Origin of the sequence: Coprococcus sp. BIOML-A2 (genome assembly GCF_009875795.1) — a bacterium.
Taxonomy (GTDB): domain Bacteria; phylum Bacillota; class Clostridia; order Lachnospirales; family Lachnospiraceae; genus Coprococcus; species Coprococcus aceti.
In genome coordinates this window covers 109,625-127,825 of sequence record NZ_WWSI01000001.1, presented here as the reverse complement: position 1 = coordinate 127,825, position 18,201 = coordinate 109,625, and the positions used below count along the sequence as shown (strand labels likewise).

The window sequence follows — 18,201 nt, the reverse complement described above, 5'->3', positions numbered from 1 at the left end:
AAGCATAGTATATAATTTTTAATATATGATATGGTGTAATAAAAGGGAATGTTACATAAAAAAGGAGGAAATTTATGAAAAAAGGGAACAGGTTTATGGCTCTCGTTGCGCTGATCCTTGTGTTTGCGCTGACATTTACAGGTGTCAGCATTCCGGCAAAAGCAGCGACCACAACAACCATCAGTAGTATTACGGTGAAAAATCTTCCAAGTAATACACTAACACTCAAGGCAGGGAAAACATTTACTCTGAGGACAAATACGACTTCAGGCAATCTGAAATTCTCAACAAGCAATAAAAAGATCGTGACAGTATCTTCTGCAGGCAAGATAAAAGCAGTGAAAAAGGGTAGTGCAAATATCACGATCTCTCTCAAGTCAAATGCGAAGATCAAGAAGGTGGTGAAGGTCACAGTCGGACAGCCGGCCACAAGAGTCAAGGTGAACAAATCTGCGCTGACGATCAAGAAGGGCAGGTCGGCAGTGATAAAGGCGACAGTAGGACCTAACACAACCAGCAATAAGAAGGTTATCTGGAAGAGTAGCAATTCCAAGATCGCAAAGGTAAGTGCTACAGGCAGGGTCACAGCGGTAAAAGGCGGAACAGTGACTATCACAGCAGTGGCTGCTGACGGTTCAGGAAAGAAAGCAGTCTGCAAGGTAACAGTAAAGGCACCGATAACATCATTAAAATTCAGCAAAATAAGTGGAAGGCTGTATGTAGGCAAAACGATGCAGCTCAGCCCAGTTATAAAGCCGGCATATGCAACCAATAAGAAATGTGCATGGAGTTCTTCAAATGATAAGGTAGCCATGGTAAATTCTGAAGGAAAAGTATATGCGGTTGCTGCAGGAACAGCAGTGATAACAGCAAAGGCTACAGATGGCACAGGTAAGAAGGCGACATACAAAGTCACAGTTGCGAAAGCGAACACCATAGCATCTGCAACTGTCAGTGACCCACAAACTGTGCAGGTTACATTATCGGGAAGTCAGAAACTTCCGGCTTCCAGTTTTGTTGTAAAGGCGAGCACGGTACTGAATGGAACATATAACTATACCATTCCATTGGACGGCGTGACGACAAAGGACAATAAAACATACACCATAGCGCTGAGAAGAGGATGCTCATTAAGCGATTATGTGAGAGTCTGTGTCTATGTAGATGGACTGTATGGCACAGGTAAGTCAAGTATTGAGACATATTATTCCAAGGATCATTCAAATAGAAGGGTTTATATGACTTATGAACTTGAACAGAATGAGTCATTCAGCAGAGAATTTACAGTGGATCGCGCAAGAGGAATATGTAAAATTACTGTAGACAAGCTCCCTGATGGTGTGAAATATGCAATAAAAACGGATGGAAGTAACGCGATCAGTTTCAGTGGAACAGTGAGAAAGACAGGAACAACGAAAACAACAATTAAGTCTGTTGATGAGCTGGGGGATATAGTTACATACATAATCACATGGAATGTCAGCAGTTCGTCGGTGATCGCGGCGTATTATATACCTCAATACGGCATGATAGGCACGGATGATAAATATTATTCAGTAAGTGTGAAGCCTGCATCTGTCGCAGGCGGTTCAGGGAAATACACTTATAGCATAGACGGGGATGACTATGGCTTGAGTGTTGATATAACAGGAAGGGTCACAGGAAAAATTTATCAGGAGGGAACATATAACCTGAAGGTAAAGATAACGGATGACAACGATACGAAGATTAGCACCACAGTTAACTGTGAGATAAATGCTAAAAAGGCGATCAAGGTTGAGGGGTATGTCAAGGATATAAATGGAAATAACCTGAACGGGGTATCGATCAAGTTCTACAATCAGGATAAAGCAACTCCTTATAAGCTTGCGTGGAATGGTGCTACATCAAGAAATGATGGCTCATATTCGATGGATCTGTTCCCTGGTACATACAAAGTGGTAATATCCATAAGAGATGACAGCACATATCTGTATAATCAGAAATTTGACAAGTCTGAGACTGGCAGAAACTTTGTATCAGATGTATTAAAACTTACTGTAAATCCTGACAATGCCAAGTATTCTGTTGATGATATCGGAGCATGGTATGATGAATATGACAGACAATGCGGTACAAATGGGTATGTTTATCTTGTCCCAGGAACATCATATACACTTAAGGCCAAAGGAATGGGTAAGCGGGGAGTGATAACTGCAAAGGTAGACAGAAAGGCAGTTTCAGTCACAGCAAAAATGTCTGAGGATGTGATCGAGATTGGCGATAAAACCTCATTTTATGCAGAAAAAGAAGAGTTATACAAATTTGTTCCAAAAACCACGGGCACATATTACTTCTATTCAATTTCGACAGGAGATCCGTATGGATATCTGTATGATGAGAACAGAAAAGAGCTGGCAGCAGTGGATGATGTAAATCACGATCTGTCAACTAATAAAAATGATTTTTGCATGAGTTATAAATGTGTTGCGGGCAAGGCATATTATATATCCGTAAGCAGATATTCGTCGAATGTATATATATCAAAAACTAACCCGAAATCGGGTAATTAACTATTGGGGGGGTAAGTTAAAATAAGAGGGACTGTATGAAAAGGTACAGAAAGATATGGCATTTGTTGCGGTGCTCCTTGCTTTCGCGCTGACATTTACGAGTGTCAGCGTGCCGGCAGAAGCAGCGACAACGAGTGTAAAGAGTATTACAGTGAAGAAGGTGATCACAGTAACGGTCGGACAGCCGGTGACAGGCGTGAAGCTGAGCAAGACATCGCTGATCGTGGTCAAGGGTAAGACCGCTGCACTTAAGGCTACGGTCACTCCAGCAAAGGTCAGCAACAAGAAAACTGTATATATCTTCCGTTTCTCCGTGATCGGGTGAATAAGTTAATTTAAAAATGTGGACAGGCTGTCGCCTGACTTATAGATTAAGTCGGGTGACAGCCTTTTTGTATACAAAAGCACATAATCCCTATTGACATAGTAGGAAATAAGTTGTATACTCCAACATGTTGACAGATAATTACTACATATCAGATAGGATATATGTGGATTGATGGTGAAATCCATTGAACAGTGCGAGGTTCAATAGACAGGAGGTGGACACATGCAACAGGTGTTGTGCTTTGGAGATTCCAATACATGGGGATACAATCCTGAGAATGGGGAGAGATTTCCCTGGGGAATCAGATGGACCAGTATATTGCAGCAGAAGCTGGCAAATAAAGATATAAGGATCATAGAGGAAGGTCTCTGTGGAAGAACAACAGTGTTCGAGGATCCACTGAGACAGGGAAGAAAGGGCGTGTCGCTGTTCCCTACTCTGCTGGAGACACACAAACCGGAGAATATAGTGATCATGCTTGGAACAAATGACTGTAAGACAGCGTTCTCGGCATCGCCGGATGTGATAGGCAAGGGAATACGGAGACTGCTCATTCAGGCAAAACAGTATTCAGCGGACAGCAGGATACTTCTCGTATCGCCGATACATTTGGGCGAGCAGGTGTGGAAGGATGAATTTGATCCTGAGTTCTCACCGGAATCCGTTGAGGTGTCAAGAAAACTCACAGATGTGTACAGGAAGATAGCCGATGAGTTTGGCGTGGACTTCCTGGCGGCATCATCCGTGGCAGACAGCAGCGAGGCAGATCAGGAACACATGAATCCTGAAGGCCACGCGGCACTGGCGGGAGCGATAGAGGAAAAGATTTATCAGATGGCCTGTTAAGAATTATATAGAAAATAATGTACAGTATATAAAGATAGTAAAGAATCAAGAAAGAACATAGAGACTTGAAAAAAGTAAAAAAAGAAAGGAAACAAAATCATGGCAAAGATAGCATCACAGTTGACAGAACTTATAGGAAACACTCCACTTCTGGAGCTCACAAATTATGAGAAGGAGCTTGGACTCAAGGCACACATCGTTGCAAAGCTTGAGTATTTCAACCCACTTGGCTCAGTAAAGGATCGTGTGGCAGCAGCCATGATCGAGCAGGGAATCAAGGATGGTCTCATCAACCAGGAGACAGTCATCATTGAGCCTACATCAGGAAATACAGGAATCGGACTTGCATTTGTATCAGCGGCAAAGGGCCTTCACCTGATACTTACAATGCCGGATACCATGAGTGTTGAGCGTAGAAAGATTGTTTCAGCTCTCGGTGCTGAGATCGTATTAACACCTGGAAGAGAAGGAATGAAGGGAGCCATCGCCAAGGCAAATGAGCTCAAGGAGCAGTATGGAAATGCATTCATCCCACAGCAGTTTGAGAACAAGGCAAATCCTGCTATCCACAAGAAGACAACAGCAGAGGAGATCTGGAGAGATACAGACGGAAAGGTTGATGCATTTGTATCAGCAGTAGGAACAGGCGGAACAGCCACAGGAACAGGAAGCGGACTTAAGGAGCACAACCCGAATGTCAAGCTGATAGCAGTTGAGCCTGCTGATTCACCTGTTCTCTCAGGCGGAGCACCTGGCCCACACAAGATCCAGGGAATCGGAGCCGGATTTATACCTGGCGTCATGGATCTGAGCATCGTGGATGAGATCATCAGGATCCAGAACGATGACGCATTTGACACAGCGAGAAAAATAGCAAAGACAGATGGTGTATTGGTTGGAATATCCGCAGGTGCGGCACTCTATGCGGCAACTGAGCTTGCAAAGAGACCTGAGTACGAGGGCAAGACTATTGTGGTTCTTTTCCCGGATACAGGAGAGAGATACCTCTCAACATCACTGTTTAACCTGTAGACCGCAATAATTGCCTGGAGGTTGTGAACTGTATACAGTATTTGACATATCCAGTCGGGAGCGCTTTCGCTCGACTCAGTCTGCAGCGGTACTAAGGTGCCGCCTAAGGCGCCACCTAAGGACCGGCGACTTCGTATGTCCCTCCTTGGATGATGTCAAAACTGTATAGCAGAAGTTAATATCGTTGCAGCAATTATTGCTCATTGGATGAATTGACCTATTTATGAGAAAGAGAAAAGATATGAGACTTGGAAAAAAAGTATTGCTTCTGTCCATGGCGGCGGTGCTGGCGATAGGCGCGGCCGGCTGTGGCGGGAAGAAGGACGATGTTATCACAATTACAAATGTTTCGTATGACCCGACGAGGGAGCTGTATGAGCGATACAATGACATGTTTGAACAGTATTACAAAGAGCAGTACGGACAGGACATCAAGGTCATCCAGTCTCATGGAGGCTCCGGTTCACAGGCCAGATCGGTTGTGGAGGGCTGTAATGCGGATGTTGTCACACTGGCACTTGAGCATGACATTGACCTCATATCGGCAAATGGTCTGATAGATAAGGGCTGGATAGATGAATTTGACAAGGATTCAGCACCCTACACATCTACTATCGTGTTCCTGGTGAGAAAGGGAAATGCTAAGGATATAAAGGACTGGGACGATCTGGTGAAGGACGATGTGGAAGTCATAACACCTGATCCGAAGAGTAGCGGCGGAGCCTGTTGGAATTTCCTTGCGGCTCTTGCCTATGCCAGAACTACATACAGCGATGAAGCTGATATATGGCAGTTTATGAAGAAGCTTTATCAGAATGTGTCGGTCATGGATTCGGGAGCCAGAGGTTCGACGACCACATTTGTGGAGAATGGCAAGGGTGATGTACTGATTGCCTGGGAGAATGAGGCGATAGCAACCCTGAGGGAATACCCGGAGGATTACGAGATAGTTAATCCGTCGGTGAGTATACTGGCTCAGCCGAGTGTGGCGGTTGTCGATGACAACGCAAAGCACAATGGAACAGAGTCGGTCAGCACAGAGTATCTGAAGTACCTGTACAGCGATGACGCTCAGAGGCTTGAGGCTGAGAGCGGCTATCGCCCGACAAATGAGAAGATACTTGCAGAGTATGCAGACGTATTTGATCTGGACATCAAGCAGTGGACCATAGATGATTTCGGAGGCTGGGACAAAGCCTATGAGGATTTCTTCGATGACGGTGCAAAGTTTGACGAGATATATGATTATTAAAATGGATTGGAAGACGAGATGGCAGCAGAGGAAAATGGCAAGAAGGATAAACTTAATAACGCAAAGAAGACCAGAGTTATCCCAGGATATCATCTGACGCTTGGAATAGTCATTGCAATGCTGTCGCTGATAGTTCTGATCCCGCTGGCATCGGTGCTGGTGTCATCGCTGAAGCTCTCACCGGGTGAATTCTGGCATCTGCTTCTGAAGAAGAATGTGCTGAATGCATTTAAGACCAGCATCGGCTGTTCGTTCATAGCGGCGATAGTCAACACGGTGTTTGGTCTGATAATAGCGTGGACACTGGTCAAATACGATTTTCCCGGCAAGAAGATACTGGACGGATTCATAGAGCTTCCATTCTGTCTGCCAACGGCGGTTGCCGGTATCACACTGTCGAGACTTTACAGTGAGGATGGATTTCTTGGAAAAACGCTTGCGGCTCTTGGAATAGACGTTGCATACACGAAGATAGGACTTACCATCGCCCTCGTATTCGTTGGAATACCATTTGTCATAAGGGCGGTGCAGCCGATACTTGAGAAGATGGACAATCAGTACGAGGAGGCGGCTTACATGCTGGGAGCCACACCGAGAAGAACATTCTTCAAGGTTATTCTTCCGGAGCTCAGGCCGGCACTGCTTACAGGATTTGGACTGGCATTTGCCAGAGGGATCGGAGAGTACGGCAGTGTCATCTACATATCGGGCAACAGCGCAAAGGAGCAGACGCAGGTCATATCATACGTGATCATGCAGAAGCTCAGCTACATAGACTATGCCAGCGCAACAGCCATAGCACTGGTGATGCTGGTCATATCATTTGTACTGTTGTTCGCGATCAACATAGTACAGCTGAGGCAGTCGAGAAGGACAAACCTACTATAAACCTATAATAAGTTACGACAATCATTGATGTGCAAATGCACAAACGAAAGGAGGAAACACGATGAGCGAACAGGAAAAGCTGCAGCGCGGCAAGCGCAGGACAAAGATAATACTGATAACCGTGACGGTGCTTTTCATAGTGCTCATGCTGGTGGTTCCACTTATATCGGTGATAACAAGTGCGCTGAAGGAGGGCTTTAAGTTCTACCTGCAGTCCATCACGACAGAGTACGTGATAAGCGCGCTTGGAGTCACACTTATTGCCACAGTCATAGCTGTGGTGGTAAACACATTTTTCGGAATATGTGCGGCATGGCTGCTGACGAAGTTCTCCTTCAAAGGCAAGCAGGTGCTGGCGACACTGATAGACATTCCGTTTTCCATATCACCTGTCATCGTAGGTCTTGCCTACCTCATGACATTTGGAAGACTCGGATGGACGTATCCGGCGATCAGATGGATCAATGATATGCTGGGAACAAATATCAGGATAACTTTTGCAGTTCCGGGCGTTGTGCTTGCTACCATATTCGTGACATTCCCATTTGTGTCAAGGGAGCTTATCCCGGTGCTGAACGCCCAGGGCAAGGATGAGGAGGAGGCTGCGGCGCTCATGGGGGCGAAGGGCTTCACGATATTCAGAAGGATAACACTTCCCCAGATGAAATGGGGACTCATATACGGAATAATTCTCTGTACCGCCAGAGCACTCGGCGAGTTCGGTGCGGTAAATGCACTGTCCAAGACAAGGGGCGGGACATTTACACTTCCACTTGAGATCGATGCGCTGTACATGTCGGGAACGGAGGAATCCATCACAGCGGCATTTGCAGTATCATCCATACTGGTGATCATAGCGGTCATCATATTGTTTCTGAGAAATCTGCTTGAGTACAGAGCGAAGAGGAAACGCGCTTATGAACGAAGTTCATAACTCTCATGCGCGTGACGACCTGCCGCTGAGCGGAGGCGAGGGGGCGATACCCGAAAAAGGGCGATATCCGATAAGGGCGAAGTGAGATAGTCTGCATATGGGATGGCTTGCAGGAGTTTCGAGAGATAGATCAGGTGCGGAAGAATAAGAGAACAAAAAGGAGGCTGACGACATGTACGTCGAGATGAAAAATATATATAAGAAATATGGAGATTTCCTGGCGTCCAACAATGTCAGCTTTGGTGTGGAGAAGGGCAAGCTGGTGGCGCTTCTGGGACCGTCGGGAAGCGGAAAAACGACACTTCTCCGAATGATAGCCGGACTTGAAAATCCAAATTCCGGTGACATATACATAGACGGCAGGCGTGTAAATGATATACCAGCTGCGAAGAGAGGAATAGGATTTGTATTCCAGAATTATGCACTGTTCCGTTACATGACGGTATTTGACAATGTGGCATTTGGACTTGAACTCATGAAGGTTCCAAAGAAAGAGATCAAGAAGAGAGTTATGGAGCTTCTGGAGCTTACAGGGCTGTCAGGTATGGAGAAGAGATATCCGAACCAGCTCTCAGGCGGACAGAGACAGAGGGTAGCATTTGCCAGGGCGCTGGCACCGAATCCACAGGTGTTGCTGCTGGATGAGCCATTTGCCGCGATAGATGCAAAGGTCAGGACGGAGCTTAGAACCTGGCTCAAGGAGATGGTTGAAAAGCTTGGCATAACGAGCATATTTGTCACTCACGATCAGGATGAGGCTGTGGAGGTTGCGGATGAGATCATCATCACCAACCACGGACAGATAGAGCAGATGGGATCGCCGATGGAGATATACAAGACGCCGTCCACACCGTTTGTGGCACAGTTCATCGGAAGGTCAACTGTTGTGGAGGACTACGAGAAACTCAAGGGTTTTGACAGGGTGCCGGGAGCGGACAGGGCGGTCATCAGACCGGAGTTCGTCAAGATATCCAAGAGCGGCAGGCTGGATCAGTACCAGAGTGCGGCGGAGTCGGGGATAGTCAAGGATGTGCTGTTCCGCGGAAGCCATCTGGACGTCACGGTGGATGTCAATGGAGTGGAGATCGTCGCCGAGAGATCCATGGAGAAGGATGTCGTAAAGCCGGGGGAGCAGGTCCACGTTCTCATCTACAGGCTGTATGTATTTGATGAGAATCAGACATATCTGCTGGAGAACAAGGCAATGCAGGATAACGATGTATTCTACATCTAATTATAAAAGTGATTGGAGAGAAAATATGGGTATTGCAAACAGGAAAATACTTCATACGGACATTTTGATAATCGGTGGTGGTACGGCGGGCTGCTATGCAGCGCTGACCGTCAGAGAACATTCTGATTATTCCATCATCATCGCCGAGAAGGCGAACATAAAGAGAAGTGGATGTCTGGCGGCGGGGGTGAACGCCATCAACGCATACATAGTGAAGGGCAGAAAGCCTGAGGACTATGTGGATTACTGCAGGACAGATGCTGACGGAATTGTCAGAGAAGATCTTCTGCTTTCAATGTCACAGGGGCTGAACCGTGTCACAGACAAGATGGAGAAGCTGGGGCTGGTTATCCTCAAGGATGAGAATGGAGAGTATGTTGCAAGGGGCAACAGAAATATCAAGATAAATGGTGAGAACATGAAGCCGCTGCTGGCAAAGGCGGTGGAGGAGCTTGACAACTGTCAGATACTGAACAGAGTCAACATCACGGACTATATTGTGGAGGACAATCAGATCCTCGGGGCATTTGGATTCTCCATAGAGGATAATACAGCCTACGAGATTAGAGCAAAGAAAGTGCTCTGTGCTACAGGTGGTGCGGCGGGACTTTACAGACCGAACAATCCGGGATTTTCGAGACATAAGATGTGGTATCCGCCGTTCAACACCGGAGCGGGATACGCAATGGGAATAAATGCCGGAGCGGAGATGACCACATTTGAGATGAGATTTATAGCACTCAGATGTAAGGACACAATAGCACCTACGGGAACCATAGCCCAGGGTGTCGGTGCCAAGCAGGTCAATTCACTCGGCGAGATATACGAGAACAAATACGGACTCACCACATCCCAGAGAGTGTACGGAACGGTGAGGGAGAATATAGAAGGCAGAGGTCCATGCTATCTGAGAACCGAGGGCATCACCCCAGAGCAGGATGACTCACTGAAGAGGGCATACCTCAACATGGCTCCGAGCCAGACTCTCAAATGGCTTGAGTCCGGCAAGAATCCGAGTGAGCAGAATGTGGAGATAGAGGGCACAGAGCCTTATATAGTCGGCGGCCACACCGCAAGTGGTTACTGGGTGGACAACGACAGAGAGTCCACAATACGCGGACTGTTCGCCGCCGGAGATGTGGCGGGCGGATGTCCACAGAAGTATGTGACCGGTGCGATGGTTGAGGGAGAGATAGCAGCCATTGCCATGGTAAAGCAGCTTGACGAGGGATACCTTGATCCTGAGCTTGACGAGGAGGCTGCATTTGACAGAAAGATAGAAGAGTATGACCATTTCCTCGACACTGACGAGAAGATGTTCACATACGAGGCGATAGAGGAGGCCATGCAAAAGGTCATGGACAACTACGCCGGAGGAATATCAACCCACTACCAGTTCAACGAGAAGCAGCTTGAGCTGGCAAAGGAGAAGATAGAGCAGCTCCAGAAACTTGTATGGCACATAAGTGCCCACGACATGCACGAGCTCATGTTTGTGTATGAGGTGAAGGAGAGACTCACAGTTGCACTCTCCGTAATCGCACACCTGAAGGACAGGAAGGAGACGAGATGGCACAGCTTTGCTGAGAACCTGGACTACCCGGAGAAGAGTAAAGACTGGGAGATATTTGTCAACTCCAAGATGGTGGACGGCGAGCTTAAGATGATACACAGAGACCTGGTTAATTTGTGTCAGGTTCCCGCAGGAAATATGGCATGCAGCGTCAGCCCCTCGCCGGAGGCGACTTCAAATGGGCTGATGTTCCAAGGAAAGGGGAATGTATATGAGCATAGTGATAAATAAAGAGCTTTGCAAAAACTGCGGCAAATGTGCAAATGTCTGCCCGGGTTCCCTCATAAAGAGAGATGAGGATGGACAGATATTCATGAAATACCCAAAGGATTGCTGGGGATGCTCATCCTGTATCAAGGAGTGTGCATTTGACGCCATCTCATTATATCTCGGAGCTGACATCGGCGGAATGGGAAGCCGGATGTCGGTGGAGAACAAAGGAGATCTGCTTCTGTGGAATATCCGCAAGATGGATGGCACCACAGACCAGATAGTGATAGACAAGAAGGAAGCTAATAAATATTAAAAAGAAGAAAGGTTGGTATAGATATGGGTACATTATCACATCTTGACGAACTGGAGGCAGAGGCGATATACATCATCCGCGAAGTTGCTGCGGAGTGTGAGATGCCGGTTATGCTTTATTCCATAGGAAAGGACAGCTCGGTAATGCTTCATCTGGCACTCAAGGCATTCTATCCTGAGAAGCCGCCATTTCCATTCTTGCATGTAAATACAACATGGAAGTTCAAGGAAATGATCGAGTTCAGAGACAAGACAGCGAAGAAATACGGACTTGACATGATAGAGTACATCAACGAGGAGGGTGTCAAGAAGGGCATCAATCCATTTGACCACGGCTCAGCATACACAGATATCATGAAGACACAGGCGCTCAAGCAGGCTCTTGACAAATACGGTTTCACAGCAGCATTTGGCGGCGGACGTAGAGACGAGGAGAAGTCCCGTGCGAAGGAGAGAATTCTCTCATTCAGAAATGCTCAGCATGCCTGGGATCCAAAGAACCAGAGACCGGAGATGTGGAAGCTGTTCAACACCAAGATCCAGAAGGGCGAGGAGGTCAGAGTGTTCCCACTTTCCAACTGGACTGAGGCTGATATATGGGAGTACATAGAGCGTGAGAACATAGAGATCCCATCGCTGTACTTCGCAAAGGTTAGGCCTGTTGTATACCGTGACGGAAATATCATCATGGTCGATGATGACAGAATGAAACTCAGACCTGGTGAGAAGATAGAGATGAAGAGTGTTCGTTTCAGAACTCTCGGATGTTATCCACTGACAGGCGGCGTGGAGTCCACAGCGGACACACTCCCTGAGATCATCGAGGAGACGCTCAGTGCGGTATCCTCAGAGAGAACCACCAGAGTTATTGACAACGAGGCAGCAGGCAGCATGGAGCGTAGAAAGAGGGAGGGATACTTCTAAGATGAGCGGATTACTTAAATTTATAACATGCGGAAGTGTAGATGACGGAAAGTCAACACTTATAGGACATATATTATACGATTCAAAGCTTTTATATGCAGATCAGGAGAAGGCTCTGGAGCTTGATTCCAAGGTAGGAAGCCGTGGCGGTGCCATCGACTATTCACTTCTTCTGGATGGACTGATGGCGGAGCGTGAGCAGGGTATCACCATCGATGTTGCATACAGATATTTTACAACAGACAAGAGAAGCTTCATCGTGGCGGATACACCGGGTCATGAGGAGTACACAAGGAACATGGCGGTTGGAGCATCATTTGCCGACCTGGCAGTCATCCTCATAGATGCAAAGCAGGGCGTGCTCGTACAGACCAGAAGACACGCAAGGATCTGTGCGCTGATGGGAATCAGATACTTTGTATTTGCAGTAAATAAGATGGATCTTGTCGGATACGATGAGAAGCGTTTCAACGAGATAGTTGAGCAGATAAATGAGCTGTCATCAGAGCTCAGCCTGCCAAATATCACTATCATCCCTGTGTCAGCTACAGAGGGTGACAATGTGACAAAGAAGTCAGAGAACATTCCTTGGTATGAGGGTCCCGCACTCCTTACATACCTTGAGGATATAGATATCGCAGAGGATAACACAGAGGCAGGATTCTATATGCCTGTTCAGAGAGTGTGCCGTCCTGACCACACATTCAGAGGTTTTCAGGGTCAGATCGAGGATGGTGAGATCCACGTCGGAGACGAGATCAACACACTCCCAAGCAACGAGACCGCAAAGGTCAAGAGCATCCATGTTGGATTTGACACAGTGGACTCAGCACAGAAGGGACAGCCTGTAACAATACAGCTTGACCGTGAGGTTGATGTGTCAAGAGGATGTGTGCTCACAGTTGATTCAGGCGCAAAGATTGCATCTTCGATCACCGCAACACTTCTCTGGATGGATGACGATGAGCTGTACAATGGCAAGAACTTCTTCGTGAAGCTCGGAACCAAGATGATCCCTGGTACAGTTACACATATCGATTACACCATAGATGTAAATACAGGTGAGCAGAAATCAGCGGACACCCTTGCGAAGAATGGTATCGCAGTCTGCAGGATCGCATTTGCCGACAGGATCGTGGTTGACGAGTTCAAGAAGCATAAGACTCTCGGAGAACTCATACTCATCGACCGTGTCACAGACATGACAAGTGCCTGCGGTGTTGTCGAGGAGGTTCACACTGAGGAGACCGGACTTTACGAGGGACGCATAGACAGAAATGTGCGTGCAGCGATCAAGGGACAGAAGGCTGTCATAGTTCCATTTGCAGCAGGCAATGTCACAAGAGATTTCGTTGAGTCGGTGGAGAAGAAGCTCAGCATCGACGGACGTCATACATATCTGTACGCTCCAGATATCCGCGAGGATGTAAATGCTGTATTAAAACATCTTCATCATGCCGGAATCATCGTGCTTCTCTTCGCAAGCGAGCAGCAGATCGCAGGAATCAAGGTAGAAGGCGCCGAGGTCTACAGCGGTGACTGGAATGCTGACGGCGAGCTTGACGCAGACGAGATAGCAGACGAGATCCGCAAGGAGTCTGTATACGACGCGGCCCAGGTTCACGATGGAAACTACATCTAAAAAAGATCACGTAGTAATATAATAATAAAGCGAAGGACGGAGGTGTTTTATGCCTTCGTCCTTCGCTTTTGTATAGAAAGTAGTAATATGAAATATTTATTTGTCAGAACCTTTAAGTCTGGCTATTTCTGCCCTTAATTCGGCAAGCTCGTTGTCCTTGTCGGCGAGCTTCTTGTCTTTGTCGGCAATCTCCTTATCCATCTCAGCCATACGTTTTTCCATCCTGGCTTTCTCTTCCTGAAAAACATCCACAAATGTAATAATCGACTGTTCCACCATATCCGTAACCTCCTCGGTCTCTTCAAACTGGGAATATAGGCGAGTATAAAGCATCTGAGTAAATCTGTATAGTTGTGCTCCATCCTCAGCTGTTATATTCCCAAGTTCCACGTTCTTGTCTATGCTACCCATTATATCTGTTTTGATGAGGCTTTTCAATGAGGCTATATTCTCTGGTGTACGTGCTTTCTTATTCCTCAGCTTTTCGCGGAGTTTCAGAATGTAGAATGGAATCAGGATGATCATTTTCCTGTCGTTTATTTCCTTTACGGAGCAGGACGTGAGTTTTGTAACAGGGACGTTATAGGTTATGTTCTGGGTATGCCCGAATCCCACCTGCAACGAATATGTATCAGGTACTGATTTTGGTACATTGCTCAGATATATCACACAGGGTTCAGGAAAATGAATTCGATATACCTGACAGCCCTCTTCGTCCTGCAGTATCTCCTTAGTCTGATCTGCATATCCCGCTCCATATGAAAATACACGGAATACAATAGAATCATCCTTTTTCATCTGCGCTTCCATATGATATGCATCGGAATTGTTGATTACGAGTATGGTGTCGGCCAGAGTTGTGGTCATAGAATTCTGATTATCGTGAACATTTTCAGTCCAGTGATAAGATACTGTTGAGTTTTCCGGAGCGTAAAACATGTTGAACAGGCCGTTAATCATGTTGATCACAGCTTTCGAGGACAGCGTGAGAATCTTCTTGAAGATGCTGTCATAAAGTTTTCTTGTTGTTGGCAAGAGTGTTCCTCCTTAGTATTTTATCCGGCCGGTAGGCACAATTTAGACCATTCAAATCGCTGTGTCAATAGGTTTTGACAAATGCGTTTATAAAGCGCAGAGTGACGCTGTGAGTGGAAAAATAAGGGGGAAATGGGAGGTGATTTTACTATTTGTATAGTAGACGAGGGAATATGTTTTGCTCTTGTTTTGTTTGCTTCACATCCTCCATTGTGCCCCAACATACTCTGTGTTAAAATTGTTCATGGGACTAGGCACCAATGGTACGAGGTGCTGCGACTGGGAGACCGCCATGAAGCGGGCTGATGAATATATGTACAGGCAGAAGAGCGAACATAAGCATTGCTGTGTGTGATTTATCAGAACATATATGCTATTAGTTGGTGAGGAAAGAAATGAGTTCTACATTAAAACAAAATAAATATGAAATTGATATGTGCAACGGGACGATCATGGATAAGCTGATCTCATTTTCGCTCCCGCTTATGCTCTCGGGTATTCTGCAGCTGATGTTCAATGCGGTGGATATCATTGTTGTAGGGAAGTTCAGTGGTAACGAGTCGCTGGCGGCGGTCGGTTCAACCACAGCACTTATCAATGTATTCACCAATTTGTTCATAGGGATATCCCTTGGGGCAAATGTGCTTGCGGCAAGGCTTTATGCCGCAGGAAAAGATAAAGAAATGTCAGAGACAGTACATACCGCGATCGCGCTGGCGCTGGTCAGCGGTATTATTATGGCCTTTGTCGGGTGGATTTGCGCAAAACCGGCGCTTGAGCTTATGGATACTCCGGGGGATGTCATCGGACTTTCTTCTTTATATATGAGGATATATTTCCTGGGAATGCCATTTTTCATGCTGTACAATTACGGCGCTGCCATACTCAGGGCGGTGGGAGATACCAAAAGACCACTCCTTTTTCTGGTTATATCCGGAATTGCAAATACAGGCCTTAACCTGTGTTTTGTGATCATTTTCAAGCTTGGAGTTGCGGGGGTCGCAATCGGAACAGTCATCTCACAGCTGATATCCTGCGTACTCGTCCTCCGCTGCCTGTGCAGGTCAGAAACGAGCTATCAGCTTAGATTTTCAAAGCTTACCATCAAGGGTGCATATGTAAAGCAGATCTTTTCGGTCGGAGTTCCGGCTGGAATCCAGAGCACGGTCATCAACTTCTCAAATGTACTGCTGCAGTCGTCAGTCAACTCGTTTGGCTCGGTTGCCATGGCGGGCTACACGTCGGCAAATAATATATTTGGCTTTCTGTATGTGACGGTGAATGCTGTAACGCAGGCGTGCATGAGTTTTACGAGCCAGAATTACGGTGTCGGCAAATGGAAACGTATGGAGAGAGTTCTGATCGACTGTCTGATATTGTCATTTGCGGCAATGATGGTTCTGGGCAATGGAGCGTATTTCTTTGGACCGCAGCTGCTGCATATATATACGAGCAGCGACGCGGTTATAAAGTGCGGAATGGAGATTCTGCTGTATACGACAGTCACATATTTCCTGTGCGGATTTATGGACTTGTTCCCGGGGGCGCTTCGTGGGATGGGACATTCCGGAGTTCCGATGCTCCTCTCGATCATAGGAACGGTGGGAACCCGAATCGTGTGGATATACTGGATTTTCCCGAGACACAGATCCCTGGCGGTTCTGTTCATCTCATATCCGGCGTCCTGGATCATAACCCTTGCTATGCAGATAGTATGTTATTTCTATGTGAGGAAGATGCTGTATAAGAAAATTGCAAATAAGAAATGAGTGAAAACGTATGGGGAAGCTGCCAGAGAAATGGCATGTGCCGTGTATACCGTACGGAATTATAAAATAAGCAATGCGCCCCTCGCCGCTAACGCGGCCCTGAGGATGGCATGCGCCGTGGAAGACGGACGAAATTATAAAATAAGCCATGCTCCCCTCGCTGCTAACGCAGCTCGTGGAATGGCATGCGCCATATAGATAACAAAAAAACACCAGTTGATTGTGAGCAAGCTCCCATCAACTGGCATTTTTTTATTATCTGCATTGCTTATTTTATAATTCCTATTGACATAGTAGGGTATAAGAGCTATAATCCTATCATGTTCGTAGGAATTATAGGATTTATTATTTAGTGAGGCATAGAAGATCATGAGATTTAACACAGCATTATTACACAGCGCAAAGCTTGGTGATGAGAATACAGGCGCCACACTTACACCGATCTATCAATCCAGTGCATTCTATCAGCCTTCAGCGGAGCAGCATGAGAAGCTCTTCCACAACAAGGCGACGGGTTATTCTTATACGAGGATCAACAACCCGACGATAGCTGCATTTGAGGAGCGGATGACGAATCTTGAAAAGGGAGTGGGTTCGGTAGCGTGTTCTTCTGGAATGGCGGCACTCACAAATGCACTCTTAAATATAGTAGGAGCTGGCGGAGAGATAGTGTCCAGCACAGGACTCTACGGGGGAACGATAGATCTGTTCCACGATCTGGAGGCATTTGGGATCAAGACGACATTTGTGGAGATATCGGATAAGGAAGCGGTTGAGGCAGCGATAAATGAGAATACCAGAGTGATATTTGCTGAGACGATCGGCAATCCGAAGCTGGATGTGGTGGATATAAAGGCACTTTCGGAGCTGGCACATTCACACAGGCTTCCGCTCCTAATAGACAATACAGTGGCAACTGCATATCTGGTCACACCACTGACACTTGGAGCGGATATAGTCATCAATTCCACATCCAAGTACATCAATGGCAACAGCGATGCCATAAGCGGAGTCATCACCGACAGCGGCAATTTCAAATGGGACGCAGAGCGTTATCCGCTTCTGCAGCAGTACAAGATGTTCGGAAAGTTCGCCTACATAGCAAAACTCAGGAACGGACTTTTTAGAAATACAGGAGCCTGCATAGCTCCACAGACAGCATTTTACAATATGCTGGGCATGGAGACATTGGGACTTCGAATGGAGCGATGCTCACACAATGCACTTGCCCTTGCTCAGTTTCTGGAAAGTCAGGAGGGTGTAAAGGTCAACTATCCGGGACTTGAATCCAGTCCTTGGCATGACATCGCAGATGAACAGCTCCACGGTGGTTATGGTGCCATAATCACCATCAGAGTCGGCAGCAAGGAGAAGGCATTTGCGGTGATGAACAAGCTCACAATACCGCAGATAGTGTCGAACATAGGAGACACAAAGACGCTCATCGTGCATCCTGAATCAACACTGAATGCGCACAGCACAGAGCAGGAGAAGCTTGACGCCAACGTATATGATGATATGATTCGTATTAGTGTCGGAATCGAGGATGTGGAGGATCTCATAGAGGACTTCCGGAAGGCCTTGGAAAGTTAAGCAATTGCGAAGACCGAGTTAAGCGAAAGCGACCCCTAATCGGTATACTAAATCACCTCATGCGTTAAACAACA

The 18,201-nt window shown here is 46.6% G+C and carries 15 protein-coding genes; 14 read left to right on the top strand and 1 reads right to left on the bottom strand.

All coding sequences use genetic code 11. From position 1 onward, the window contains the following. Positions 1 to 74 precede the first annotated feature (74 nt). From GT575_RS00575 to GT575_RS00520, 12 genes are all read left to right on the top strand, one after another. Positions 75 to 2,552 carry an Ig-like domain-containing protein gene (locus GT575_RS00575; protein WP_161171274.1) on the top strand — a complete coding sequence of 826 codons (2,478 nt, stop codon included), beginning with the start codon at positions 75 to 77 and terminating at the stop codon, positions 2,550 to 2,552. 55 nt (positions 2,553 to 2,607) lie between these two features. After that, complete coding sequence (locus tag GT575_RS00570) at positions 2,608 to 2,877, top strand: Ig-like domain-containing protein (RefSeq protein ID WP_015534715.1); 270 nt, start codon at positions 2,608 to 2,610, stop codon at positions 2,875 to 2,877. A gap of 225 nt (positions 2,878 to 3,102) precedes the next feature. Further along, the gene (locus tag GT575_RS00565; RefSeq protein ID WP_161171273.1) at positions 3,103 to 3,726 is read left to right on the top strand and encodes a GDSL-type esterase/lipase family protein; all 624 of its coding nucleotides are present in this window, start codon (positions 3,103 to 3,105) and stop codon (positions 3,724 to 3,726) included. Positions 3,727 to 3,825: 99 nt separating this feature from the next. Next, positions 3,826 to 4,758, top strand: a complete 933-nt coding sequence (cysK, locus tag GT575_RS00560; protein WP_055223423.1) for a cysteine synthase A — start codon at positions 3,826 to 3,828, stop codon at positions 4,756 to 4,758. Between the two features lie 241 nt (positions 4,759 to 4,999). After that, a complete protein-coding gene (locus tag GT575_RS00555; protein ID WP_161171524.1) occupies positions 5,000 to 6,010 on the top strand; it encodes a sulfate ABC transporter substrate-binding protein in 1,011 nt (336 codons plus the stop codon). 18 nt (positions 6,011 to 6,028) lie between these two features. After that, positions 6,029 to 6,898: a sulfate ABC transporter permease subunit CysT gene (gene cysT, locus GT575_RS00550; RefSeq protein ID WP_015534719.1), complete on the top strand. Its 870-nt coding sequence runs from the start codon at positions 6,029 to 6,031 to the stop codon at positions 6,896 to 6,898. 61 nt (positions 6,899 to 6,959) lie between these two features. Next, positions 6,960 to 7,832 carry a sulfate ABC transporter permease gene (locus GT575_RS00545; RefSeq protein ID WP_004851742.1) on the top strand — a complete coding sequence of 291 codons (873 nt, stop codon included), beginning with the start codon at positions 6,960 to 6,962 and terminating at the stop codon, positions 7,830 to 7,832. 172 nt (positions 7,833 to 8,004) lie between these two features. Then, on the top strand, positions 8,005 to 9,066 hold the full coding sequence (locus GT575_RS00540; protein WP_004851740.1) for an ABC transporter ATP-binding protein: 1,062 nt from the start codon (positions 8,005 to 8,007) through the stop codon (positions 9,064 to 9,066). A gap of 25 nt (positions 9,067 to 9,091) precedes the next feature. Continuing rightward, entirely contained in the window at positions 9,092 to 10,870 is a 1,779-nt protein-coding gene (locus GT575_RS00535) for an adenylyl-sulfate reductase subunit alpha (protein WP_161171272.1), read from the top strand. Next, complete coding sequence (locus tag GT575_RS00530) at positions 10,851 to 11,165, top strand: 4Fe-4S dicluster domain-containing protein (RefSeq protein ID WP_118650012.1); 315 nt, start codon at positions 10,851 to 10,853, stop codon at positions 11,163 to 11,165. The genes GT575_RS00535 and GT575_RS00530 overlap by 20 nt, the downstream gene beginning before the upstream one ends. 23 nt (positions 11,166 to 11,188) lie before the next feature. After that, a complete protein-coding gene (cysD, locus tag GT575_RS00525) occupies positions 11,189 to 12,088 on the top strand; it encodes a sulfate adenylyltransferase subunit CysD (RefSeq protein ID WP_161171271.1) in 900 nt (299 codons plus the stop codon). 1 nt (position 12,089) lies between these two features. Further along, entirely contained in the window at positions 12,090 to 13,730 is a 1,641-nt protein-coding gene (locus GT575_RS00520) for a sulfate adenylyltransferase subunit 1 (protein WP_070097464.1), read from the top strand. Between the two features lie 96 nt (positions 13,731 to 13,826). Here GT575_RS00520 and GT575_RS00515 read toward each other — a convergent pair whose 3' ends face one another. Further along, positions 13,827 to 14,765 carry a hypothetical protein gene (locus tag GT575_RS00515; RefSeq protein ID WP_161171270.1) on the bottom strand — a complete coding sequence of 313 codons (939 nt, stop codon included), beginning with the start codon at positions 14,763 to 14,765 and terminating at the stop codon, positions 13,827 to 13,829. 395 nt (positions 14,766 to 15,160) lie between these two features. Here GT575_RS00515 and GT575_RS00510 point away from each other — a divergent pair, with 395 nt between their 5' ends. Beyond that, positions 15,161 to 16,534, top strand: coding sequence for an MATE family efflux transporter (locus GT575_RS00510; RefSeq protein WP_055145444.1), 1,374 nt, complete (start codon positions 15,161 to 15,163; stop codon positions 16,532 to 16,534). Between the two features lie 369 nt (positions 16,535 to 16,903). Then, positions 16,904 to 18,127, top strand: coding sequence for an O-acetylhomoserine aminocarboxypropyltransferase/cysteine synthase family protein (locus tag GT575_RS00505; RefSeq protein WP_161171269.1), 1,224 nt, complete (start codon positions 16,904 to 16,906; stop codon positions 18,125 to 18,127). Positions 18,128 to 18,201 lie beyond the last annotated feature (74 nt).

Coding starts and splice junctions, on each gene's coding strand:
- GT575_RS00565 (WP_161171273.1), top strand. CDS start 3,103: ATGCAACAGGTGTTGTGCTTTGGAGATTCCAATACATGGGGATACAAT.
- GT575_RS00520 (WP_070097464.1), top strand. CDS start 12,090: ATGAGCGGATTACTTAAATTTATAACATGCGGAAGTGTAGATGACGGA.
- cysD (WP_161171271.1), top strand. CDS start 11,189: ATGGGTACATTATCACATCTTGACGAACTGGAGGCAGAGGCGATATAC.
- GT575_RS00510 (WP_055145444.1), top strand. CDS start 15,161: ATGAGTTCTACATTAAAACAAAATAAATATGAAATTGATATGTGCAAC.
- GT575_RS00555 (WP_161171524.1), top strand. CDS start 5,000: ATGAGACTTGGAAAAAAAGTATTGCTTCTGTCCATGGCGGCGGTGCTG.
- GT575_RS00570 (WP_015534715.1), top strand. CDS start 2,608: ATGGCATTTGTTGCGGTGCTCCTTGCTTTCGCGCTGACATTTACGAGT.
- GT575_RS00530 (WP_118650012.1), top strand. CDS start 10,851: ATGAGCATAGTGATAAATAAAGAGCTTTGCAAAAACTGCGGCAAATGT.
- GT575_RS00545 (WP_004851742.1), top strand. CDS start 6,960: ATGAGCGAACAGGAAAAGCTGCAGCGCGGCAAGCGCAGGACAAAGATA.
- cysK (WP_055223423.1), top strand. CDS start 3,826: ATGGCAAAGATAGCATCACAGTTGACAGAACTTATAGGAAACACTCCA.
- GT575_RS00575 (WP_161171274.1), top strand. CDS start 75: ATGAAAAAAGGGAACAGGTTTATGGCTCTCGTTGCGCTGATCCTTGTG.
- GT575_RS00535 (WP_161171272.1), top strand. CDS start 9,092: ATGGGTATTGCAAACAGGAAAATACTTCATACGGACATTTTGATAATC.
- cysT (WP_015534719.1), top strand. CDS start 6,029: ATGGCAGCAGAGGAAAATGGCAAGAAGGATAAACTTAATAACGCAAAG.
- GT575_RS00505 (WP_161171269.1), top strand. CDS start 16,904: ATGAGATTTAACACAGCATTATTACACAGCGCAAAGCTTGGTGATGAG.
- GT575_RS00540 (WP_004851740.1), top strand. CDS start 8,005: ATGTACGTCGAGATGAAAAATATATATAAGAAATATGGAGATTTCCTG.